This is a genomic window from Nocardioides litoris, from assembly GCF_006346315.1.
Lineage (GTDB): Bacteria > Actinomycetota > Actinomycetes > Propionibacteriales > Nocardioidaceae > Nocardioides > Nocardioides litoris.
Genome location: NZ_VDMR01000002.1, coordinates 679492 through 703130, shown reverse-complemented (window position 1 = coordinate 703130; position 23639 = coordinate 679492). Strand labels below are relative to the sequence as shown.

At 68.8% G+C, this 23639-nt stretch carries 18 protein-coding genes and 1 tRNA gene; 11 read left to right on the top strand and 8 right to left on the bottom strand.

What is annotated here, in order from left to right:
• Positions 1–318: 318 nt before the first annotated feature.
• The 5 genes from FJQ57_RS11390 to FJQ57_RS11370 form a co-directional block, all read right to left on the bottom strand.
• Positions 319–1683, bottom strand: coding sequence for a DHA2 family efflux MFS transporter permease subunit (locus tag FJQ57_RS11390; RefSeq protein WP_139980246.1), 1365 nt, complete (start codon positions 1681–1683; stop codon positions 319–321).
• Between the two features lie 300 nt (positions 1684–1983).
• Positions 1984–2697, bottom strand: a complete 714-nt coding sequence (locus FJQ57_RS11385; RefSeq protein ID WP_139980244.1) for a GntR family transcriptional regulator — start codon at positions 2695–2697, stop codon at positions 1984–1986.
• A gap of 453 nt (positions 2698–3150) precedes the next feature.
• Entirely contained in the window at positions 3151–3963 is an 813-nt protein-coding gene (locus FJQ57_RS11380) for a metallophosphoesterase (RefSeq protein ID WP_246081773.1), read from the bottom strand.
• An 816-nt stretch (positions 3964–4779) separates the two neighbouring features.
• Positions 4780–5175 carry an AsnC family protein gene (locus tag FJQ57_RS11375; protein WP_139980240.1) on the bottom strand — a complete coding sequence of 132 codons (396 nt, stop codon included), beginning with the start codon at positions 5173–5175 and terminating at the stop codon, positions 4780–4782.
• 639 nt (positions 5176–5814) lie between these two features.
• On the bottom strand, positions 5815–6087 hold the full coding sequence (locus tag FJQ57_RS11370) for a helix-turn-helix domain-containing protein (RefSeq protein ID WP_139980238.1): 273 nt from the start codon (positions 6085–6087) through the stop codon (positions 5815–5817).
• Between the two features lie 686 nt (positions 6088–6773).
• Between FJQ57_RS11370 and FJQ57_RS11365 the strand changes: the two genes are divergently transcribed.
• The 4 genes from FJQ57_RS11365 to FJQ57_RS22480 all read left to right on the top strand — a co-directional run bounded on the left by FJQ57_RS11365 (position 6774) and on the right by FJQ57_RS22480 (position 9766).
• Positions 6774–7274 carry a hypothetical protein gene (locus FJQ57_RS11365; RefSeq protein WP_139980236.1) on the top strand — a complete coding sequence of 167 codons (501 nt, stop codon included), beginning with the start codon at positions 6774–6776 and terminating at the stop codon, positions 7272–7274.
• A gap of 260 nt (positions 7275–7534) precedes the next feature.
• Complete coding sequence (locus FJQ57_RS11360) at positions 7535–8737, top strand: site-specific integrase (RefSeq protein WP_170219389.1); 1203 nt, start codon at positions 7535–7537, stop codon at positions 8735–8737.
• Between the two features lie 70 nt (positions 8738–8807).
• Complete coding sequence (locus tag FJQ57_RS11355) at positions 8808–9002, top strand: helix-turn-helix domain-containing protein (protein ID WP_139980232.1); 195 nt, start codon at positions 8808–8810, stop codon at positions 9000–9002.
• On the top strand, positions 8987–9766 hold the full coding sequence (locus FJQ57_RS22480) for a hypothetical protein (RefSeq protein WP_170219388.1): 780 nt from the start codon (positions 8987–8989) through the stop codon (positions 9764–9766). The genes FJQ57_RS11355 and FJQ57_RS22480 overlap by 16 nt, the downstream gene beginning before the upstream one ends.
• A gap of 18 nt (positions 9767–9784) precedes the next feature.
• Here FJQ57_RS22480 and FJQ57_RS11345 read toward each other — a convergent pair whose 3' ends face one another.
• Complete coding sequence (locus FJQ57_RS11345; RefSeq protein ID WP_170219387.1) at positions 9785–12013, bottom strand: TerD family protein; 2229 nt, start codon at positions 12011–12013, stop codon at positions 9785–9787.
• A gap of 340 nt (positions 12014–12353) precedes the next feature.
• Between FJQ57_RS11345 and FJQ57_RS11340 the strand changes: the two genes are divergently transcribed.
• The 5 genes from FJQ57_RS11340 (at position 12354) to FJQ57_RS11320 (ending at position 19029) form a co-directional block, all read left to right on the top strand.
• The gene (locus FJQ57_RS11340; protein WP_139980226.1) at positions 12354–13091 is read left to right on the top strand and encodes an NPCBM/NEW2 domain-containing protein; all 738 of its coding nucleotides are present in this window, start codon (positions 12354–12356) and stop codon (positions 13089–13091) included.
• A gap of 70 nt (positions 13092–13161) precedes the next feature.
• Positions 13162–13797: a potassium channel family protein gene (locus FJQ57_RS11335; protein WP_211348855.1), complete on the top strand. Its 636-nt coding sequence runs from the start codon at positions 13162–13164 to the stop codon at positions 13795–13797.
• 84 nt (positions 13798–13881) lie between these two features.
• On the top strand, positions 13882–15132 hold the full coding sequence (locus tag FJQ57_RS11330; protein ID WP_139980224.1) for a hypothetical protein: 1251 nt from the start codon (positions 13882–13884) through the stop codon (positions 15130–15132).
• Positions 15133–15154: 22 nt separating this feature from the next.
• Positions 15155–16501: an SNIPE associated domain-containing protein gene (locus FJQ57_RS11325; RefSeq protein WP_139980222.1), complete on the top strand. Its 1347-nt coding sequence runs from the start codon at positions 15155–15157 to the stop codon at positions 16499–16501.
• Positions 16502–18255: 1754 nt separating this feature from the next.
• Positions 18256–19029: a hypothetical protein gene (locus tag FJQ57_RS11320; protein WP_139980220.1), complete on the top strand. Its 774-nt coding sequence runs from the start codon at positions 18256–18258 to the stop codon at positions 19027–19029.
• Between the two features lie 134 nt (positions 19030–19163).
• Here the strand turns inward: FJQ57_RS11320 and FJQ57_RS11315 are convergent, their stop codons facing one another.
• Complete coding sequence (locus FJQ57_RS11315; protein ID WP_342775388.1) at positions 19164–20240, bottom strand: DUF3644 domain-containing protein; 1077 nt, start codon at positions 20238–20240, stop codon at positions 19164–19166.
• A 612-nt stretch (positions 20241–20852) separates the two neighbouring features.
• On the opposite strand from FJQ57_RS11315, the gene FJQ57_RS11310 reads away from it, so the two are divergent.
• Both FJQ57_RS11310 and FJQ57_RS11305 read left to right on the top strand, forming a co-directional pair.
• Positions 20853–21812, top strand: coding sequence for a hypothetical protein (locus FJQ57_RS11310; protein ID WP_139980216.1), 960 nt, complete (start codon positions 20853–20855; stop codon positions 21810–21812).
• Positions 21809–23305 (top strand): hypothetical protein, encoded by a 1497-nt coding sequence (locus FJQ57_RS11305; RefSeq protein WP_139980214.1) that lies wholly within the window; start codon positions 21809–21811, stop codon positions 23303–23305. Before FJQ57_RS11310 ends, FJQ57_RS11305 begins: the two co-directional genes overlap by 4 nt.
• Before the next feature lie 147 nt (positions 23306–23452).
• Here FJQ57_RS11305 and FJQ57_RS11300 read toward each other — a convergent pair.
• Positions 23453–23528: transfer RNA gene (locus FJQ57_RS11300), tRNA-Thr, on the bottom strand.
• Between the last annotated feature and the right edge of the window lie 111 nt (positions 23529–23639).

Below are 23639 nucleotides of genomic sequence, written 5' to 3'. Positions count from 1 at the left end.
CGAGCCGTCGTACCCAGCGTCGGCGGGCCGCGCGCGTTGTAGGACTTGCGCGGTGGGCGGTCGAACGAAGATGCGGGACGGACTGCGGTCCGAGCGGGCCGAGATTGCGGACAAAGCCGTCTGCGACCGGGCGCTCCTCGGGCGCCCGTCGGAGCTGCTGGGGGTGGTGGCTCAATGGAAGGTTGCTGCCGGTCACCGCCGCTGCGGTGTCGTGCCGACGGGAGGCCACCGTCCGCGCGTCACATCGCTAGTGCTGCCGCTGCGATGCCTCGATGGCGTTCGTCGTCGCACTCGCCAGCGACGCGCTGACATGTGCCCTCACAGAGCTTCGACCCGACGGGCACCTCGCCCACGACGGTTCACCATCACGGCGGCGGCGCCGGCGAGTGTGACTGCGCCTGCTAGTGCCAGAGCCACCGAGTACCCGCCGCGTCCCGCCTGCCAGGCAATCGGCAAGGCCACCAGGGAGGTACCGACGGCCAGTCCGAGCTGGCGCACGGTCGAGAGCAGCGACGTTCCCTGGGGCAGGTCTTCGTCAGCAAGCTCGGAGAAGGGCATCGTCTGCTGGGGCACGATCATGAGTCCGAAGGAGATGCCGGCGAGCAGAAGCAGTGCGGCGTACGAGAGTTGCGTCGCCCCGTGAGCCAGACAGGCCAGGCCTGCGGTGCAGACGGCGCTACCGACGATGCCGATGGCCAGCACCACCTGGTCTCCGTAGCGGCTCACCAGGCGTGGCCCGAGCGGTGTGGCGATCAGGATCCCGACCGCGTGGAGGGCCATGATCAAGCCCGTCTGGGTGGCGTTCAGTTCGTCTTCCCCCTGCAGGAGCAGCGGAAGAGCGAAGAGGAGACCGCCGAACCCAGCGGAGCTGGTGAACATCGTGAACTGGCCCAGCGCGAAGCTTCTTCGCCGGAACAGGGTGAAGTCGATGATCGGCGACGCCTGGTCCGACGGTCTCCGAACCAGCAGGAAGAGGGCCAGTACCGCGACGAACCCCGCACCGACGACGTAGGGGCTGGCTCCGTCGTCTGCCAGCCAGGTGAGTCCTAGCGTCAGACTGACGACCCCTGCCGAGACGGCGACCAAGCCGCCCAGGTCGAGGCGGTGACGCGGGTCGGACGGTTCACTGCGAAGCCACGCGACGCCGAGGACGAACGCGGCGGCACCCGCCGGAAGATTGATGATGAACGCCCATCGCCAGGACGCCGCGTCAACGAGCAAGCCCCCCAGTAGCGGGCCGAGCGCAGGAGCGATCGCTGCTGGCGCGGCGAACAAGGCAGAAGCCTTCGCCCGCTCGTCCTCTGGGAAAGCGCGGAACAGCAGCGCCATCCCTACAGGCACCAGGAGGCCCCCACCGACGCCCTGCAGCGCTCGAGCAGCAACCAGGGCCCCGAAACTCCAGGAGACCGCGCCTAGCAGTGATGCGAAGGTGAAGACCGCGACCGCGAACTGGAAGGTCCGAGGCGCTCCGAACCGTTGGGCAGCCCATCCACTCGCTGGCATCACGACCGCCAGGGACGTCAGATAGGCCGTCACGACGAGAGATATCGCGCCGCTGTCGGTCCCGAAGTCACGTTGGATCGTCGGGAGCGCGACGTTCACGACGGTGAGATCGAGGAGGTCCATGAACAGTGCGACGATCGCGATCGTCGCCACCTTGTACTTGTAGTCGATGCCGACCATGCCCACCCTCCAGATGAGACCCGACGTGCAGACGTACCTTGAAGGTGCCGCCACACGATCGGCACAAGAGGCGTGCTCCCGCTGGCGACTCGAGATGTGGGTCGAGCTGGGCCTAGGTGCTCGGCTCTGCGGATGGCCCTGCAGGCTCGTCAGCTCCGTCTAGGAGCGTCGGATTCACGGACCCGACTGGGTCGAACGAGTGAGACCTGCGCACCCGTCAGTTGCGCAGTCGACCCACGCGATCTCGCCGCCTCACAAACGATAATCGATAGGAATCTCCGCGGTCAACTGTCTCACTCGCTACACAGCGCTCTCGCTGCTGGTAGCGCCATCGGAATTCTCGCCGGCGTCTTCGAAGTGATCGCGGAAGAGGGCGCTCACGTTCAGTTGATGATCCCGCGCGTGTCGCGCGGCAGCGGAGACGTCACCGACCTCCAGCGCCTCCAGGATCAGCTTGTGCTCGGTGACGATCGAACTGTGGTTCACCTTCGGCAGGGTCAAGGTGATGAAGGTCCGGGCGAACGGCTCGAGCTGATCGAAGACGTGCTGGATGGCCTTGTTGCCCGAGGTCGTGGCGATCAGCCGGTGGAACCGCGCATCGGCCTGCGTCATCTCCACGTAGTCGCCGTCAGCCTGGTGCCGCTCCAAGTCCAAGTACGCCTCTCGCAGTTCGCCGAGCACATCCTCGTTCAGCAGCGGCATGGCCAACGTCGCCGCCAGTGCGTCGATTTCTGACCTGACCAGGCTGATGTCAGCCAACTCCTTGCTCGTCGGCAGTCGGACGCGAGCCCCGCGGCGGGAGTGAATGGTGACGATTCCGATAGCAGCGAGGTCTCTCAGCGCCTCCCGTACGGGCGACTGGCTCGTACCCAATTCCTTGGACACCTGGAGCTCGACGATCCGCTCTCCCGGCTGGTAGTGGCCCCGGATGATCCGGTCCAGCAGAACCTTCTTCACCGAAGTCGACAGCAGTTCCCCGCCGAAGCCTGGTTCGACGCCGTGGCCTTGGGTCACGAGAACTCCTAAGTCGTTTAAAGAGGGATGATTCTAAGGCTCGCGGATCAGCTCCTGGGCCAGCGGCCGGCCAGTCGGCCCGACGTCGGGTCGCTTCGGCTAGGGAGCCGCGCCGCGGCGGAAGGTCGTCGCTGCTGGTGCCATGGCGTTCAGCATGGCCTCAGTGGCCGTGAGTGAGCCACCCGGGCCCCATCCGAAGCGTCTAGAGCGCCTAGCGGCGTCTGCTCCTTAAAAGGACGCCGCACCGAAACCTCGTGGCGCCCCACCCGTCCTTGAGGCGACCTGGTCATGCGCGACGGCTGACGTCTGCTCGCGGCGCCTGTCGGCACAGCAATACTCCGCGTCAGGGCTGGTGCTGCTTGCACCCGTCGTGTCCTATGGCCAATTCGCATTCCGGGCCGGCCGACCCCTCAGGAGTGAACCCGGTCAGCAGGCGAGGGGTGTGTGCTGCGCCTACAGCTCGGCGACGATCAACGAGCCGCCTTCGAACACACCGCCGTCGATCGCGGTCGCGCGCCCGTCGGCGTAGACATAGGGGCGCGTACAGGCCACGGGGTCCAGGCCGAAGACGCCGCCCAGCGTGCTGTGGCCGTGGACGACCCGGCGTGCACCGAGAGCCCGCAGGAAGCGGCTCACGCGTCCGGGACTCCGGAACTCCCCGCGTCTGGTCAGCAACTGGTGCAGGAACGTCCAGTCGTCCTCGCTGCGGCCGGCGAGAACACTGCGTCCCACCTCATTGATCTGTTGCGCCGTGGTTCCGAGCTCGGCATAGCCATCGGAGTCTGAGTGCACCATGACCGTGTCGTCGTCGAGGTCGATCAGCGGGAGCTCGCTTAACCACTGGACCTGCTCGTCGGTGACTGACCGCAGCTCCTCGTCGTTTCCTCCGTATCGGCGCCAGAACGACAGCCAGGACGTCGAACGACGGTCGCGGGCCTGCCTACTAAAGTGCAGGGCCGCCAGGAATTGCAGCTCATGGTTTCCGAGAAGAGGGGTGACCTGACCGCCCGAGGACCTGGCCTGGATCTCGAGCCGGCGTACGAAGTCCACCACCCCTAGACCGTCAGGTCCACGATCGAGGTAGTCCCCCAGGAACCACAAGCGCTCGCCACCGCCGGACCAGCCCCCGCCTGAGGCCAGGCCGTACTCGACCAACCTGTCCTGCAGGGCATCAAGGTGACCGTGGACGTCTGAGATTGCGAGGCGACGTGTCGGGTCCGGTAAGGGTGAATCAGCTGCGATGAGGTCCTCCACTGTTGATCGCATTCTGCATGGCCCGCTGCGCACCTCACGGTGTCGAGCAGGTCCAAGTCCTGAGAACGCCGTCACCGCTTCGAATCTTCCGCGTTCCACACCCCGTGGCTGGCCCGCGACTCTTTGCAATCGAAGGCAACAGTGTTGAGATCGAGCCGCTCACTCAATGTGTTCTGCGGCCCTTCAGCTAGGCAAGCCGGAGGTTGTGCTGCCCCACTTCTGATTCGTCCTCAGAAGGTTCCACAGCAGCTTCCGTAGGGGTTTCCCGGGTCGCCGTTGAGCATCCCCTTCCCGCGTCCCGGTCGCTGCTACCGGCCGAGAGCAAGCGCGCACTTGCTGGTTCTTCGTCGCTCAGCGGTGCAGCCCGGTGTCAACACAGCGCGTCTGCGTAGCTCGGCTGGAGGCGTTTGCCCCTGGTCCGCGGGCGTTGCTCCCGATCCGCTGCCAGGTCTGGGTGAGGGACGGTGGTCCTGCTTGAGGAGCCACCGCGGCTGGTCGTCGTGGACACAGTCCACCCGCACCGCGCGCAGGGAGCGCTCGGAGGACTATTGAGCGCCTCGGTGCGTGCGCGCGGATTTAAGCTGCGGCCCTCGCGGCCCCCATCCGCACCGAGGACAGACAGCGCGGCGCCTTCCCGCCATAGCGGTGGGAAGCAGGCTCTTGATCGAGCCGGCGACGACACCCGGCCCTGAGTGAGCCCGGGCAAGGGTGAACTTGCCTGCTTCTCGCTCCCGGGAACAGCGCACGGTTCACCGGTCGCCCGCCTGGAGACAACCAACCCCACACCTCGGGTTGTGGGGGCACAACTCCGGTTGTGCGCGCTGGGGACTAGGCAGCCTCGACGTCGCCAACTGAAGGCAGGTCCTGGGCGTTAACCGACACGGAGTAGCCCACGTAGACGCCTTCGGTGTTGTAGTGCGCGAACGTCTTGGGTGCCGCCGGCTTTGTCTTCACCCCGGTCGGCTCGTCGTCGACTTCGTCCTCCCGGGCGCACCCGTAGCGTTTCGAGACGGCCTGCTGGGAGACGCCCAAGGCTTCCCCAATCTCTCGCCAGGTGCGCCGGTGGAAGCGGGCTTGGCTGACGGCTCTGAGCTTGGCCGCCTCCTGCCAGTCATGGAGCTGCTCCAAGAGGCGGAGGACGGCGATCTCATCCGGCTCCTCGAGTAGCGCGTGAATGATGAACTGCAGGTCCCGGGGGTCACCCGCGGGTGGGGCATCGGTCATGTTGCTGCTCTAACGGATTCCTCCGTCATGGCGGCCGTGACGAGTCACGTGCCGACCGCACAACCACACATGCGACAGGCGTTGCCGTATTCACCCCGCGCCTCGGGTATCTCGAGAGTGCGGGACAGATCGAGGCCAGGGTAGTCAGCCTCGTGCTCGCCGTGCGTCGTTCGGGCATCCGCGAACCCAGGTGTCCCAGTCCTCCAGGGCGTGAAGTATCCCGACGCGTGCCACGTCGGCCTTGAGGACCTTTGGCCTTCCGCCCCTGCTCGCCTCCCCCGAGGCTGGTCGGTGCACCTCATCAGCCAGTGCGGCGAGATCCTCCCAGTCATCCTCGAGCGCGAGTACGCACTCGACCGTCCACGTAACGGCGAGGGCCTCGCGGTCGGGGGCGACACCTTGGCTGCGTACTGTCGGGACCAGCGGACGCCAGGCCGCCACCCGGGGTCGCGCTACCCGATAGGCGGTCTCGGTGAACGATGACAGCGTGAGCGACAGTGTCTCGGGCGACGGCGAGCGGTAGACCTTCCTAGCCGCCCGGTGTGCCGCCCGCAGAGTGTCGACGTCCGACACGGGCCACAGGAACTGCACGGCCCGACCGCGCGTCATCGGGTCGAAGCCGACGTTGTGCGCGACGGGTCACCCGGCCGGGGGCGGTTCCTCCACACCGTCCCACGGCCAGACGTCCCGCAACAGGTCACGGACATTGGTGTCCATCGCGGCCGCGACGAGATCCAGTGCCTCGAGCGGTGGCAGACGACGGCCCTGTTCGTAACTGCTCAGTGAGTACGCCGACAGCGAGGTCCGGAAGCTGAGCTCGGTGATGGACAAGCCGAGCTCGGTGCGACGTGCGCGGAGGGCACGGCCCAGTAGGACACGGCCCACCTGGTGTCTCTCGAGCTTCTCCGGCACGGCCCAACGCTAGTGCCTGCCGCAGCGCAGAGACGGCGTGCCCCGCAGCGCTCATTCCCCGATCCCTTTCAAGGTTGAACGCGTAGGCACAGTTCCCGCGTTCCAACGACAGCGCCATGGGTCTCGACCTCTGCGTCGCGCCGCCTCGACCAATTCAGCGAGCACGACGCTCGGCGCGGTTGCGAGTCCTTCGTGCAACGTCGTGGCCGCAGCCGCGTCTGCGACACCGGCAGCGAGGCACAGGCACACGAAGTAGGGCGGCAGCCCGCTCTGTCGCCATGCGGCCGGCGGGGACGCGCCTTCAACATCGCCGAGAGCCGAGTACGACGCCAAGACCTCCACGAACTCGGCCTGCCACGGCGTGAAGCCGTGCCGCGCCCATTTGCAGGCCTCGCGATCGTCGTAGCCGTCGTGCGCCCACCAAGCTGTTGCGACGTCCAGCGGAAGACCGAGACCGAGCCATCTCTCGAGCCCGCTCGCGTCCGCCTCCCGGAAGCGAACGGCCCACGGCGCTTGGAGCCGGCCGGCCGATCGCCGGCCCGTGCCAGCGGTCGCGCACCTGGCTCGTCGTGGTCTAGACAACTCAGCACCTCTAACGCTTGGCGACTTTGACGATGCGTACTTTGTGTAAGCACCATCGTACCCATTGCCGTGGCGCCCACGCCACTAGTCACGGAGGAACCACCATGCCGAGTTCGAACTGCTCCAACACCAACAGCACCGCCGCCAACCACGTCGCCGACGTGCTCAACCGCGACGGGTTCGCTGACCTGATCGCCGTCGCCTGGGCTCTGCTTCTCCCCGGTCAGACCCCGACCCAGGTACTCACCACCGCTCGGAAGTGGAAGGCGTTCGGCTTCGACGACACCGACGCCGTCGACTGGCACCGCGCCGGCCTCACGCCAGACTCCGGCTGGATCTGGTACCACGTCGACTTCACCCCGCGCGGGGCCGCGTTCATGATCGAGCGCATCACCGCTGGCGACGTCGACGACACCGCGCAGACCTGGGTTGTGGGCGGTCTGCTGCCCTCCGACATCTTGCTGGCGGTCGCCTCCGGCTGCCGCACAGTAGAAGCGGCCCAAAGGCTGATCCGCGACATCGACGCCGGAGCGCGCGACCGCGGCACCCTCGTGCTCCGCGCCGCCGTCAGCGGCGTCGACCTGCCCGCCCTCACCCGCCGATGAGCACGGCCGCCAGCACCCCCACGGACGGCGGCGCGGTCATCATCGACCTCGCCGCCGCCCGCGGCCGTGGCCGTACCCGCACCGTCATGGAGCGTGAAGGCGCCGCGGCACCCGCCATCGGCCTTCTGACACAACCCGCTCTATGCCCTGCTCCAGCATCGTCGGATCCAGCCGATAGACGACGCATGGACACCACACCCCCGCCGTCACCCAGCAGCCCTCCCGCCCCACGGAAGCCCCGACCACCCGGCTCCGCCGTCATGCCGACTGTCCCCGGACGTCCCCGTCTCGCGCCCGGCGGCGAGCACGGCGAGCCGTGGACCGAGCGCCTCAAGAACGGCACCTACCGTGCCCGCGTCCGGCTGCGTGATCGCGACGGCAAGGCGCGGGAGGTGACCGCCAGGGCCACCACCAAGAGCGGTGCGCTACGAGAGCTGCAGCGCCGCATCGACGCACGACAGCAGGTCGTCACCTCTCAGCAGGGCGTGACCGCAAACATGACGGTCGCGGACCTCGGCGCGTACTGGTTGCAGCACCGGTCGCGCCCTGGCCGGCAGCGCTCACGCGCCGCGGTCAAGCCGCAGACCCTCGCGGGCTATGCGTCTGTGCTTCGGCTGTTGATCGAACCGCACATCGGCGGCGTGCGCCTGAGCGAACTCAGTGTCGGCCTGCTGGAGAACGTGCTCGGCGACATCGAGGACTGCGGCATCTCCACCGACCAGATGCGTACCGTGCTTCAGCAGTGTCTCGACCTGGCCGTCCGTCACGAGGCCCTGGCCTCCAACCCCATGCGGCTGGTCGACAAGCCGGCCCGCAACGACCACGAGGTCCAAGCCCTCACCATTGACCAGGTCCATGACCTGCGCGTCCTGGTCGACCCCGTCGTCCGGAAGCAGCCGGGCAAGCGCGGACCCAACCGGGACCTCGCCGATCTCATCGACCTCGGCCTGGGCACCGGGTGCCGCATCGGCGAACTGCTCGCATTGACGTGGGACCGGTTCGATCTCGAGAGCAGCACCCCCACCGCCCGCATCGACGGCACCATCGTCGAACCGCGCGCCGGGTACGTCGACTCCTTGCACCGGCAGGACTCGACCAAGACCGGGGGCGTCCGCACGCTCGTCCTACCCGACGCCGTCGTGGCCCGCCTGCAGGAACGCCGGTCCCAAGTCACATCCATCGAGCCCACCGACCCCGTCCTCGCCTCGAGCAAAGGCACGCTCTTGTGGCCGAACAACCTCAGGACCCGGCTGCGTGCCGCCGTGGCTGGGACCGATCTGGAAGGCACCACCCCGCACACCCTGCGCCGGACCGTCGGAACCTTGGTGGCACACGAGCGTGGTCTTGACGCCGCCCGCGACCAGCTCGGGCATTCGGACGGCAGTGTCACCTGGAAGTCATACGTGGCGTCAAGGGATCAGGCCCCGGACCTGCGGGACCTGCTCGACCAGTTCTTCGACTGATCGGCCCTTCCGGCGGGGTACCCAACCGGTTGTGACCGGCTGGCCGGTGGCATCCGTTAGGGAGCACCACATGGAAGAGCTGCTCACCACCGCCGACGTCGCGCGAGTCCTCGGCGTCCCACCCCGCACCGTCCAGTCATGGAGGCACGCCCGACGAGGCCCGGTCTTTCTCCGGGTCGGAACCGGGGTGCGCTACCGGCAGGCTGACGTGGAGGCGTGGATCCAGGAGCGCCTGGACGAGACACGCCTGTGGATGGCGAGCTGACCGTGACCACCAAACAACTCCGGGTCGCTCAACGCGACCGCGACGTGCTCCACCTGCTGGCCGACCTCGGTGCCTGCACCTACTCACAGTTGGGGCACCTGGTGGGGGCCTCGCACGACGCACTCCGACAGCGACTCCCCCGCCTCGCCACGGCAGGGCTGCTGACCTCAGGCAAGACCTACCGCGGCAGCCAGCGCCTTCGGGTCTGGCAGCCGACGACGGCCGGGCTGAGGAGGGTTGATCGGGTCCTGAGCGCCACCCTGGTCGACGCAGCCGCCGTGCATGCCGCGGTGGACCGCGTCGAGCTGGCCATCTCGCTGGCCCCGGCCGAGGCCCGGTTCGCCGGCCGCGTCGCGGCTACTGGTCTGCTCAGGTCTCAGCGACTCGCCGCCGCCTTGAGCAGCCGGGGCACACCACCGTCTCAGGTGATTCCGAGCCCGGAACTGATCATCGGACGCAGCCACGGCCAGCGGCCGCCGTCGGCACCCGACGGGGCCATCGCGGTCGAGACCGTCCTCGACCCGGCCGTGAACTGGACCGACCGGCTCGCCCTCTACGAGGACCTCGGGTTCGGCCACCTCGTGGTCATCACCGACGACCCGCACACCAGGACCATCCTCGAGCTCCCCGGCGCCTTCGGCACCCGAGTGCTCCTCACCGTCCGCGCACCGCAGTTCTCAGCCACCCCCATCAGCGACAAGCCGCAGTGGACCACCCCTGGCATCAAGCCCCGTGGCAGCGACGGCGTACGACCGCCGTCCTGAGGGCGGTGCGGCGCTCGGCTACTTCTTGGTGTCGGCCCACGGACGCAGGTGCTGCACGACGTCGGCGTAGAACGTGGTGCTCACCGTCTTGACGGACCCGATCAGCGTCCCGGTGCCGGCGGCGCGCTTCGAGCCGAGCGGCACATCCATGGAGACCGTGAACGCACGGATCTCGCGCTGGTCCTCCGGCAGCAAGCACGACGGGTCCTGCCGCGCCTTGCCCAGCAGAGCCGCCGTCGACGTCGACCGCGGACCGGCGAGGTGGGCCTCGATCCGGATCGAGTCCTTCGCGTGCTCGGGCAGCTGCCGCAACAGCCAGTTGACCCGAGTCAGGGCACGCGTCTCTCCACGAGGCGCCGCGACGGTGACGGAAGCGCTCGCACGGTCAGCGCGCAGGTCGGCGCCCACCACGACGACATCGACCGCGCCGGGCACCTTGAGGCGGCCGAAGAGCAGCCCGGAGTCGGCCAGCTGTTGGCGACGGCTCGCGTGGTCGGGAGTCTCGCGCGGCGCCAGCGCCTGCACCTCGACGCCGAGGAGGCCGGACAGGTGGTGGCCGAGGTGCTGGACGAGCTCGTCGAACCGGGCACTCACCTCACCGGTGGCCTTGTCGGAGGCACGCGCAGTCTTGGCCTTCACCGCGTCGCGGACCTTGACCCAGCTGGGTCCCATGTCGCCGAGGCCGCCCATCCCAGAGCGGGCATGGGCCATGTAGCGGATGAACTCCTCCAGCACCGCACCCTGGGTTGGGTCAGACACTCCTCGGTGACGGGCGGTCAGGACGGCCTCGGCGCGGATCTGGTCCCACGACAGGTGGTGCAGGGCGACCTTGCGTAACTTGCGGCGGTCGATGGCGACGGGGTGGTCGGCGTCGCCGCCGGCGAGCTCGTTGCTGATGGTGATGACCGCGTCGTAGCCCTTGGTCCGGGCGATCTCGACGTACCGGTCTATCTGGGTGGCGTCGAGCTTGCCGTTCGACGTCTTGACCTCCACCAGCGCGGTCCACTCCTTCTGACCACGTGCGACCCGGAGGACGCCGTCGGGACGGTAAGCCTCTTCGTCCTGTCCGAAAGGCACCTCGATGAATGTCGTGAGCGCACCGCGCGGCGCGCCGCACTTCGACGTCAGCGCGGCACCGAACTCACGGACCATGCCCATGACGGCCAACAGCGCCGAGGTCGCCCTCCGTTCCTGCTCCTCCCCGCTGCCGATCCCGGCAACGGGAAACAGTCGTGCGGGCTGCCAGTCGTTGCCGTCGGACGCGGGGATGGAGGCGTCCCAATCGGCCGGGAGGCGAGGCGCCCTGGTTGGACGTCGGACGGAGACCCCGCGCCGGACGGGCTTGACGGACTCGGTCTCGACGGTCGGTGCCGCCGGGGACGACGTCGTTGCCTCTGCGGTCGAGCTCTGCTCGTCCGCCGGCGGAGCATCGACGACGTCAGGCACCTGGACCCCAGCGGAGCCGCCGCCGTCGGCGTCAACGGGTGAGGCATCGGTGCCGACGGTGCCCGCCCCGCCCGTCAAACCGCCGTCGGCCTCGCCGGCCACGTCGGCCAGGCGATCCGGGACATCGACTGAGGCGCCCTCGCCGGCATCGGAGCCACCGTCACCGCTCCTGTCGTCGCTGTCGTCACCGTCGGTGTCGTCGGCGGCGACCTCGACACCGTGGGCAGAGACCAAGGCACCGAGGCCGTCGGCGTACCCCTGGCCGACCGCACGGACCTTCCAGTCACCGTTGCGGCGGTAGAACTCACCGAACAGCAGGGCCAGCTCAGTGGTGGCGTCGGTGATGTCGAAGACGAGGAGGTCGACCGCATCGGACGTGCGCTGGACCCGCATCCTGATCGCCGCAGCGTCCCCGAAGGTCACGCCCGCGCCGGCGTCGAGACTTGCCGAGACCACGATCCGATCGACCTCGTCAGGCACGTCGTCGAGCTCCAGGGTGACCACGTCGGAGGACCACCCCTCCTCGGCCTCGACCGTGCCCGGCTCGGGGCGCAGCTTGTCCCGCAGGTGCACCGCCCCGCTGAGCGCGATCGGCTGGTTGTAGAACACGAAGTCCGAGCTGCTGCGCACCTTCCCGTCCGCGCCGAGCAGCAGGACGCTGACGTCGGCGTCGATCACCTCGTCCGCCTGGCCGCGGCTGTCGAGGTAGACCGTAAGCCCACCGAGCTCGGCTCCCACAGCGGCGAGCGAGACGTTGCCGCCCTTGGTCAGTCGCGTCGGCTCGGCAGTCACGTCGTTCATCGGGTGATGGTCACACGACGGCCCGGGGCAATGTCGCGGTTCAGCCGGTCGCCGGGTCCGTCGGCGGTTACGTCTTGCCCGGACCGGCGAGCTGAACCCTGGTTCGGCTGCGGGTGTCGGCCGTGCCGGATACGGTCCGTGCGCCAGCCGTCCCCCACCGTGCCGCGCATCTGGAGAACCCATGTCACCCCGTCCTCCCTTCAGGACTCTCGTCCTCACCATGCTCACCGCCGCCGCCGCGGTGAGCACGTCTCTCGCCGTCGCGAGCGAGGCGGACGCCACCACCGCGCCCACCGCCGCAGCTCACTCGAGTGCGGTCGCTCCGACGAGCAACCCCGAGGTGACGGCGAAACGCAAGCCGTCCATCCGGGTCGCGGCACCGGCCGCGCTCGTCGAGGGCACCCGGTACGCCGTGGTCGTCCGCTCCACGGGGCTGCGACAGCGGCTGCGGACTCTGCAGCTGCAGCGCCGCACGGAGGACATCTACGGCAACGACGTCTGGGAGACGGTGCGGAAGACCCGCTCCGCTCGCGCGATGACCTTCCGCACCGTCGCCGGCGAGGCCGACCTTGACCGCTATCGCGCCGTCGCCACCCTGAAGCGGGGGCGCCCGCTGACCTCCCGCGCCGCCGTCGTGCGGGTCTCCCACTGGTACCCGCTGGTCAACTTCGACTCCTACTACGAGACCGGTGGCGTGAATGCCAACGCCTACAACCAGTTCGCGATGAACGGCACCAGCTATGCCTCGAGCTGGTACACCTACGGCGGCTACCGCTCCTGGGAATCCCGGTACACCCTGGGCCGCAGGTGCACCCAGATGCGCGGCACCTTCGGCGTCACCGACCGCTCCGCCGACGGCACCGCCGGCACCGTGCGCGTCCTCGCCGAGGGCACCGTGGTTGCCTACCAGTCACCGACCCTCACCCCCGGCGCCGTGACCACCAGGACGTTCCCCATCGCCAACGCCTACCGCGTCAGCATCGTCGGCACCGACGTCACCGACACCGAGGCCCACCCAGACCTCACCTCGTTCCCCGCCGTTGGCGACCTCCAGGTGCTCTGCCACGGGATCGCCTGACCACACCGCGCGACTGCCCCAGGATGAGCGGGTTCAGACCCGAGTCGAACGCTGGGCGCGCCGTACCGAGGTGCCCCTCATCCTGCTGGCCCTCGCCTTCCTCGTGGCCTACGCCTGGCCCGTCCTCGACCCCCGCCTCGACCCCACCACCCGCGACGCCCTCGACGTCGCCGGATGGGCCGTCTGGGTCGCCTTCACCATCGACTTCGCCATCCGGCTCGCCCTGGCCGACCACCGGCGCACCTACGCCGCCCGGCACTGGTACGACGTCGCCCTCATCGCCCTGCCCCTGCTGCGACCCCTGCGGCTGCTCCGCCTGCTCGCCTTCGCCCGCATGCTCAACCGCGGCGTGGCCACCGGCCTCGCCGGCCGCGTCACCGCCTACATCGTCGGCGCCGCCGTCGCCGCCGTCGGCCTCGGCGCCCTGGCCGTCCTCGACGCCGAACGCCCCGACCCCGCCGCCAACATCCGCACCTTCGGCGACGCCCTGCGGTGGGCCACCACCACCGTCACCACCGTCGGCTACGGCGACCTCTACCCCGTCACCACCACCGGCCGGTTCGTCGCCGTCGCCCTCATGCTCGTCGGCATCGCCGTCGTCGGCTCCGTCACCGCCGCCGTCGCCACCTGGTTCGTCTCCGCCGTCAACGTCCCCGGCAAGGACCCCGCCGCGGACGAGCAACGCGACCTGATAGCGACGGCGTGATCCGACCTTCGCCAAACCATGTCCGCAACGGACGGTCCGACCTACCCTCGATCGGACGTCAGCCGGACCAACGGGAGGGTCACGATGGCACGACGACGCGGGTTCTTCGCCGAGCTCCAGCACCAGGCAGCCGTCGCCGAACGCAACAGGCAACGCGCCGCCGCAGCAGAGTTCCGGCAGCACCAGCAATGGCAACGTGAGGCCCAGCGTCTCGCCGCCGCATCCCAGCGCGCCCGCGAGCAAGCCGCCCGAGCCGACGCCCGCACCCGCGCCGCGCTCGAGAAGGAACAGGCCAAGCTGCACGCCGAAGCCCAAGCCGCTGAGGCGGAGGCCATGACGGCCGAGGTGACGGCGCAGCTGAAGGAGATCGACGACGTCCTGCTCGCCACCCTCGACGTCGACGACTACGTCGACCTCGGGTCGCTGCGGGCCACCCCTGAGCACCCGCCGTTCACCTCCCCACACCAGACGCCGCTGCGGGCGCCCGCGCTGACACCCGTCGAGCCCCTCCCGGCGTACCACCCACCGCCCGGCACAGGGAAGCGCACCGGTCGCCGGGCCCAGGACTGCTACCGAGCCGACCGGGCCTTCATGAACGCCTTCTACTGGTGGTGCGACCGCAGGACGGCGGCCATGCAGGCCGACGCTGCCCGCCTCGCCGCCCACGCCGAGGCCGAGCGACAGCGGCTCGCACGTGTGCAGGCGGACCGAGAGACGTACGACCAGCAGTGCCGCAACCGCATCGCCGAGACCGACCGACGCAACGCCGACCTCGACGACCTCATCCGACGGTTCGCCGCCCGCGACCCCGCCGCCGTCGAGGAGTACTTCTCCATCGTTCTGGGCAACTCCGCCTACCCCGACGACCTCGACATCGACCACCAGTTCACCCTCGACGCCCGCGCCCGCGAGCTGACCATCACCGTGGAGCTCTCCCACCCCGAAGACCTGCCCACCGACAAGGCCTTCCGCTACGTCAAGGCCCGCGACGAGATCACCCCCGTCGCCCAGACCCAGACCGAACGCCGCAACCGCTACGCCGCACTGGTCGCCAACGTCTCGATGCGCACCATCCACGAGCTGTACGAAGCTGACCGCGCCGACCACCTCCGCACCGTCTCCCTGGCCGCCGGCGTCCACCACACCGACCCCGCCACCGGCCGCAGCACCTTCACCACCCTGCTCGCCGTCGCCGTCGACCGCGCCGACTTCGAGTCCCTCATCCTGGACCGCGTCGACGCCGCCGCATCGCTGCGCCACCTCGGCGCCGTCATCTCCCGCTCACCCGCCGCCCTGACCCCCATCGGCACCAGCGCCGGTGTCCGCACCCGCTGAACTCCGACCAACCTCGACCACCATGAGCCCACTCGACCTCACCAGAGCCGACGCGCCCGAGCCACTGCCGTTCCACACCCCACCCGACAACCTCGGCTACTGCGCCGAACGCCCCGGCTGGGCCATCGGCACCCCCCGACCACCCGGCTACGACCCAGCCCGCCACACGCCATCAGCGCGACCGAAGCTCACCGACACCGACGCCGAACAGCTCCACGCCGTCCAGACCAAGCTCGCCGCCCGCGAGGACGAGCTCACCACCCTCCGCGCCGCCCTCGCCACCGCACGCGCCCGCGAACGCAACCTCACCCAACAGCTCACCGCGACCGGCGAGACCCCGCTGGCCGAGCTCGACGACGACGTCGTCCTCCAAGAAGTCGGCATCTACCGCTACCACCACCCCCTCGAGGACGCCGCGGCGTACAAACAACACCTCGACGAACTCAACACCCGCATCAAGCAGTGCATCAAGGACGGCGACGCCGTCGAGTCCTCCGACCGGTTCGTCTTCAACAACTCCCTCGCCCAGGGCCGCAAGATGACCGCCGACCTCTCCCGACTCATGCTGCGCGCCTACAACGCCGAAGCCGACACCTGCCTACGCACGATGCGCGCCGGCAACGTCACCACCGCCAAGACCCGACTCGAACGCACCCTCACCTCCATCTCCAAGCTCGGCGCCCTCATGGAGCTGCGCGTCTCACCCGCCTTCCACGCCCTGCGCATCGAGGAGCTCGAGCTCACCGCCGACTACCTCTTCCGCCTCCAGGAAGAACGCGAACAGGCCAAGGAGGAACGCGCCCGCCTCCGCGAGCAGCGCCGCGAGGAAGAGAAGCTCCAAGCCGAACGCGCCAAGCTCGACAAGGAACGCCTCCACCAGCAAAACGCCCTCGACGAGCTCCGCCGCCAAGGCCGCGACGACGAAGCCGCCGCGATCGAGCACCGCCTCGCCCAGATCGACGACGCCATCGCCCAGACCGACTACCGCATCGCCAACCAACGCGCCGGCTACGTCTACGTCATCAGCAACGTCGGCGCCTTCGGCCCCGGCATCGTCAAGATCGGCCTCACCCGCCGCCTCGAACCCCTCGAACGCATCGCCGAGCTCAACGGCGCCTCCGTCCCATTTCCCTTCGACGTCCACGTCCTGTTCTTCTCCGACGACGCCGTCACCCTCGAGAACCAGCTCCACACCGCCTTCGCAGCCCGACGCCTCAACCTGGTCAACCAACGCCGCGAGTTCTTCTTCGCCACCCCCGCCGAGGTCCGCGACGAACTCGTCAAGAAGGTCGGCAACCTCCTCCAGTTCGTCATCAGCCCCGAAGCCCTCCAGTACCACCAGAGCCGACCCGGCTGGCAGCGAGACTGACCCACGCCACCACTCTCCCCCTTCGCGCGGAGCGTCGCCTAACGTCGTTCCTCCCTCGTCGAGCCCAACAGAGGGCCAACCCTGACCTCGAGACCCGGCATCCGGGGTCGCCGGTTTGCCTGCCCCTGGCCCCCCGGTTCACCCGCGCCTCCGCCGGCCCGCCCCGGTGGTCCGGGTCGCCGGAGAACCGGAACACGCGGCAAACCCGCGCACCCCGCGAACCCGCACGCCCGGCACACCCGGCACACCCGGCACACCCGGCAAACCCCCACACCGGCAAACCCGCACCCCCGGCAGACGCACACGGGGAACCCGTCCACGCGCGCTATCCGCGAGCCCCTCCGCCAACCCGACCCCACCCGGCGGCGGTGACGACCGCGACGCGCGAGACGCAGTGGCAGACGCTCCAGCGAGGAACGAGCGAGAGCGCGGCCACCAGTCCCCGCTCGGCGCGGACGACACCGCCGCGGGCCAGGGGGGCTGCGAGACGCTCCGACACCCCCGCGCCGGGCGAGGAACGAGACCGAGCGCCGGGTGTGTCGCGTGCGGCGAGCCGCCCGCCTGGCCCGTCCGATCCCCGCCGGGGCCGCCTGTCGCGTTCGAGCACGCCCGCCGTGGTGTTCGCACACCGTGTCGATGTAAAGCCGGTCGTGCAGATGGCGGACCTGGCAAGTCCGGCCCGCTGGGCTCTTCGGTGTAAAGACCTCGACACCGGTCGTGTAAAGCCCCCACGGCCGCTGGGTGTAAGCCCCCAGCGCTTCTGCCGCGTAAAGCCATTGATGGGCTTTCGGGTTGACCGGAGCAGTTCGGGGACCACGATGCAGCGGCTTGCGCTGGCGACCAGCAACTCTGTGGAGAGTCAGAAGGCGCACAGGGCCTCACACAGGCTTCTGACCTGCACGAATGAGCGGCCCTGGCCAGTCGAGCCTTTACGCGCACTGACGGCTAGAAGTAAAGCAGTCCCCGAGGCAGCGCTACCGAGGCCGGTCCGGCAAGAGGCAGGCAGATCGGGGCCGCGAGCGGAACGCCATCCCGCTCAGGGCGCGACTGTCTCTCGCTCGCTCGAGGAGCCTCCGAGATGGCCAGCAAGGGGTCTGCCATCCAGCCTGAAGCTCTTTACATGCCAGACTCGTTCAGCCCGGTTCGGGTGCGGTGTCGCGCGGGGCCGCGATGCGGGCCAAAGGGTCCGCGGCCTCTTCGAAAACCCGCGGACCATATACCTTCAGTTGGGCTCGCGCGTTCAGTGAGCTCGCCAGGCCCGCCGTCCTAGATCCGTCAGACCCGCGGGTCGCACCTTCTACCTGGCCGACTCGCCCCCCTACCCACCGCGGGTCAAACCCCCTACCCACCGCGGGTCAAACCCCCTACCCACCGCGGGCCAAACCCCCTACCCACCGCGGGCCAAACCCCCTACCCACCGCGGGCCAAACCCCCTACCCACCGCGGGCCAAACCCCCTACCCACCGCGGGCCAAACCCCCTGCCCACCGCGGGTCAAACCCCCACCCGGCCAACGGGGCACAACTCCCACAACGGAGCCAGTGAGTCTTGGCCTCAGACCGGTCGTGACCACCCACGCACGGCTCCTCGATGGGCGGTACCGGCCGCACCCCACGACCCCTCGGAACCCCGCCGCCAGTGACGAGAGGTCCCGTCGCGCCCGGTCGCCTTCATGGCCCCTACCGGGCGCCTTCATCGGAGGCGCCTCGTCGTTAGGAACCGCTCGAACGTGCCAACCACTGCCTCGGAGCGAACATGGACACCTCGAGCTTCAGACGTCTGACAATGAAGAGTCTGGGCGGCTACGGTTTCCTCACTACCCGCCAGATTGCCAAGCTCACCGGAGTCGGCGCTCAGGACGAGCTGACTTTGAGCGTGGTCGAAGGACGCCTTCGCAGGATGTGGGGCTCAGGGCTCGTGCGGCGCGTTGATTGCTGCCCCCTCGGCACTGCTTGGGCTGCGACGACGAACGGGTTGCGATCAGACCGGATCGACCTCCCGACCGTCGTGGAGATCGGCCGCGCAACGAGTCGCCACGGTCACCTCACCGCCGAGGTGGGGATCGACTATGCGATCGACGGATTCGAAGTCACGACCGAACGGGAACTCCGACACTTCGAGAATGGACGCCGTGCGGAACTAGCGCACGGATACATCAACGGTCGCACGGCGCTGCTCATGCCAGACGGCAGCACCGCTCGCCGGGGCGAGTCAGGAACACGTGAGTGGCGCGAGGCTTGGAGAGTGGAGTTCCGACCGGACCTCGTCGTGACTAGCCCCACCGGGATCAAGACCGCGGTCGAGGTGGAGCTCAGCACGAAGACCAAGCAGCGACTTCTTAAGAAGACCGTTTGGTACGCGCAGGGTGGCGCGCAGGTCGACCAAGTCACCTGGCACAGCGACAACAAGTACACGCTTGCAGCTCTCGAGCGAGCGAGCGATGAGATGGCATGCCCTTCCGGCCCCTTGGTCCACTTCGAGCAGATGTCCGAGGAAGGCGTGGCTCAGGCTCTGCACGGGCGCTCGTAGCACTGGTGCCGCACACCGCCCACATTGACGTAGTTGAACACCTCGTCCACCTGCGCAGGGTGTGTCGCAGCGGGATCTGAACGTTGCGCCGTTCGCTATCACAGCCCCTGGCCGAGCGACCAGGACGAGTCGACTCAGGCGGACGACGACGCCCCTGCCGCGGGCGGGGCCTTCTTCGCGGTAGCCAACTTCGTGACCTTCCGCCGGGGAGCCGAACCCACCGTCTCCCTGAAACCGTCCTCTGTTGCGAGAAGCTCCACGAGCTTTTGCACGTACGCCGGGGTGTACACGTGCTGCTTGATCGCCTCGACGTAAACGCAGTAATGCGCCACCGTCTTCTCCGGGTGGTTGCTCTTGCCGTCAGGACGGACCTTGAGTTTCTTCCAGGTACGTGCGAAGTGGTTAGTTCTGAACTCGAAGGGAATCTGGTCCTCGACAGCTTGAGCGGCCGCCTTTGGCAACATCTTGTCGAGCAGCCCGACCTCCCGCTGTTTCTCGTTCACGAACACCGTGCCCGCCTTGCCCGCCTTCTTCAGCTCCTCGAGCTCCTCTTCGGTCAGGTCGCTCTGGCTGACGAACGTGACCGCCATGTCGGCCTCGGTCTTGGGGCCCTTGATCGGCGTCAGCAGCACCCGATAGGCGAACTTCTCGGATCCAGCCACCGCGGGGTCGAGGTCGGCTTCGAATTTGCTGATGTAGTTCCTGGCAGCTTGCGGAAGCTTCTTGCGTGCCTTCGCGTGGACCTCCACGCCCTCGGGCGTCAGAGCCTGGACGAACACCGGGAACCGGAGCTCGTCCGCCAGGCTGTACGTCTTTCCGAACCGCTTTATTAACTCCGCCTCGAAGTTGATGACGTAGGCGTGGGCATGCGGTCCGGTGGTCGCCATGAAGGCATCCTGGAAGCGGTGCTCGATCTTGTTGCGGAGCCCGATGAAAAAGGTGATGTTCTCCCGCGTTGGGTCGGCATCGGAGAACTCCCGTTTCAAGCACTCCGAAAGATCCCAAGTCTTCCGGGTGCCGTCCGGGTTCCGCACGTAGCGCCCGTTCTTCTCACGGAAGAAGATCGGCTCGTGACGGCGTATCCGGTCTGCGTGAAGAAGGTTTTGCCATGCAAGATGCATGTGGACGACGAAGTCGAGGTAGCTCCTCCGGTCACCGGGACGGTTGTAGAAGTCGATCGCCAAGCACGCCTGACGTCTCGCCTCCTGCATCGTGTGGTGCCACTGCGGCCTCGGTGCCATCAACCATCTCCTCAGCGGGTGTCCACGATCCGCTCATTCTCGTAGAGCAATGGGCCTGGTCCTCGTAACCGGAGAAGTGTGTCTCGACCTGAGAAGTCAGTTACGAGACGCGTGGCGGGCTCGGAGCTTGTCAACCCGCTCGAAGATCGCCGTCAGCGCGTCGCTTTAGAGCACCTCGGCGGCTGCTCTCGCGACTTCCTCAGGGGGCAGGAGATCTCTCGAAAGGCGCTCACGGACCGCGGCAGCGGCGTCGGGTCGACGAAGTCCGCTGTCCTGGAGCTCTGCCTGGAGCCGACTCGAAGCGAGTGAAGGGGCAGGGCGATAAGTTGGACAGCTGGCCTGCCGGCAACCTGGATGCTCGACCCGTGTTTGGTGTTCGTCGCCCTGCGGACCGCGGCTGCCGTCTGTGATCGGGCCCGGACGCGTCGCTGCAAGCGCCGCACTATCGACGTGCGTCATTCCACCGCAAATGGGACCGCGGCCGACCCCCTCCCCCGGTTTGCTCGAACGGTCCTCAACCCTCGGCCGTCCTCCTTACCCTCATTCGACGGGATGCCCCGGGCGAGGGCGAGGAGGCAGGTCATGGAGTGGCGGACGACAGCTCGGGAATCAACCAACCGCGCTTTGCCGCTGGTCGAGGCCCGTCAGCTAGCCAGGCGGAACGAGTCGAATCATCAGCAACTGGAGCGCAACCGGGTCAAGGCGCAGGGCTTGTTTCAATCGGCTCGGGACGATCTTGACCAGTCGTTCGGGAGCGCCTTCGACGACTTCCTCGCACCGTTTGCATCGCAGTTCGCGAAGCTGAAGAACGTTGACCTGGGAGAGCTCCGAGTGTTGGAGGAGGTCCCGGAGCTGGCCGAGCTGGACGTCGCGATGCGGCAGGTCGCCGTCAGCGCGGTGCGGGGGCTGACGAGCCTGGCCGGCGGGACGGCAGCCGGGGCGTCGGCGGGCGCGCTGACCTTCTCAGCGGTGGGTGCGTTCGCCGCCGCGTCGACCGGCACGGCAATCAGCTCACTAAGCGGCGCCGCGGCGACCAGCGCCACCCTGGCGTGGCTGGGCGGCGGATCGTTGGCCGCCGGCGGCGGAGGCGTGGCGGTTGGGACGACGGTGCTGGCCGGCGTGGTGGCCGCGCCGGTCCTGCTGGCCGCGGGCGGGTTCTTGTACTGGCAGGGGCGCAAGTCGCTGCAGGCTCAGCGCGAGCTGGCGCTCGAGCTCGAGCGGGCGGAAGCGCAGTTGACGGTGGACTGCATGCGGGTGCGGCTGGCGTCGACGCGATACGTGGACGCGGCGCGGGTCCTGCGTGAGCTGGTCCGGGTCGGGTCTTCCCGGTTGCCCGCCCTCGGCGCGCTGGTCGACCGCAGCACCGACTTCGCCACCTACTCGCGCGACGAGCGTGCCGCGGTCGCTGAGCTGGCCGGGCTGGCGCAGGCGGCCGCCGCCGTCGTCGCCTGTCCTCTGGTCGACGAGCACGGCACAGTGACCGAGGTCGGGCACACCACGCTCGCGGCGGCCGAAGCCGCCGCTGTCGCTCAAGCACGATGACGACCGAGCGCGACGAGCGGCCAGGCGCGGGTGCCGCCGAGGCCGTCGGGTGGGCGGCGGGGCGTGCTGCGGCCAGGTCCGGACGCGACCAGGTCGCCTACCTCCTCGACCAACGGGACACTCTCGCCAAGCTGCAGCAGCGCTTCGGCAACCTCGGGCCGGGCCAGCGCCAGGGTCACTGGTTCGAATGGATGCACGAGCTGAGCTTCAACCTCGACGCCATCCGTCAGCGCAACGACCAGCGGCTGCTCGTCACCACGTGGCTGGGGCGCCCGCACGACCCGGCTGACCTCGAGCTGCGCGACGCAGCCGGTGACCTGCTGCGGGGTGTCCAGGCGAAGGTCGTCACTGGCGGCGCCGCACGGTTGTCGCAGCGTGACGGCCTCGCCGCACCGAAGTACGACGGTCTCGACCTGCTGGTCCCCAGCGACCACCTCGACCCGACCGGCTCGCTACTCGACCGTCGTCTCGCGATGCCCGACGGGCCGCTGCACGAGCGGTACGCCGACGTACGGGCACGGCTCCGCGACCACATCGAGGCCGACGGGGTCACATCCACCGCCGTCACCACCGACCAGCTCCGACAGATCGACGTCGACCCGGACGGGTTCCTCGACGGGCTCGTGCGCGACAAGACCCTCTCCGCGGCCGCACACGCCGCGATCAGCGCCGGCGGCGCTGCCGCCGTCACGTCGCTGGCCGGATCGGTCGCCGCCGACGTCATCCGCCACCGCGGCCTCGGCCAGGTCGCCTGGACCGACGCAGCCGTCCAAGCGGCCCGTGTCGGCGCGACCGCGACGGCCGTGGCTGCCGCCTCGACGTACGCCACCCTCACCGCGCAGGCCGCCGTAGCAGCCGGGTCGACCGGTGCGCTGGCCAACGCGCTGGGTGGCGCGGCGGGTGCGGACCTCGCCACCGTGATGGCACGCAGCGTGCTGACGGTTGCCGGAGCCGCCCACGGGGTGGCCACCGGGCTTCTCACCGCGACCGAGGCCGCGGCCGTCACCGCCGAGGGAGTCGGCCGCACCGCGGCCGTCTGGGCGTGCAGCGCTGTCGGCCAGGCCGTCATCCCGGTGCCGGCCGTCGGTGCGCTCATCGGCGGAGTGGTCGGCCAGTACGGCGCCGCCATGGTCGTCCAGGGGATCCAGCTGGCGATCCTGGCTCGCGACACCTCGTCGGCCTGGGACCGGGCCTACGACGAGCTCCTGGCCCAGACCGACCTCGTGGTCGCTCGGTGCGAGGCCGAGAGGGAGCATCTCGACCGCCTCGCCGCCGAGTACGACACCGGCTTCACCCGCCACGTCGTCCCTGCGCTCGACCGCGTCAGCGAGCAGTTCTGGACCGGCGACCCGGACAGCGTGCTCGCCAACCTGGCGGGCCTCGTCCGACGGTTCGACGGCACGCCTCAGTTCGCCTCGCTGGCCGAGTTCGAGACCTTCATGAACGACCCGCTCGCCGTCCTCGTCCTCGACCTCGGCGGCTCCGTCCGGTAGCTCGCCGAGGCCCCGGACGCGACCGGAGATGACCGGCCACGACCGGTCACGGCTGGGAGTTTCACCGGACTTTCACCGGACTTCGGCCCATGTGGGCCCCCGACGGCGAAGCCCCCAACCGCGTTTCCGCAGGTCAGGGGCTTGTGGTGGAGCCGCCTGTCGGAATCGAACCGACGACCTATTCATTACGAGTGAATCGCTCTACCGACTGAGCTAAGGCGGCCTGTCGCCCGCAGGCGACCGCACGAGTGTAGGGGGTAGTCAGTCCGGGCGGGCAATCGGTGTCCGAGGGGACGAGGGTCGCCCTCAACCCCGGGGGTACGACGACCGAAGA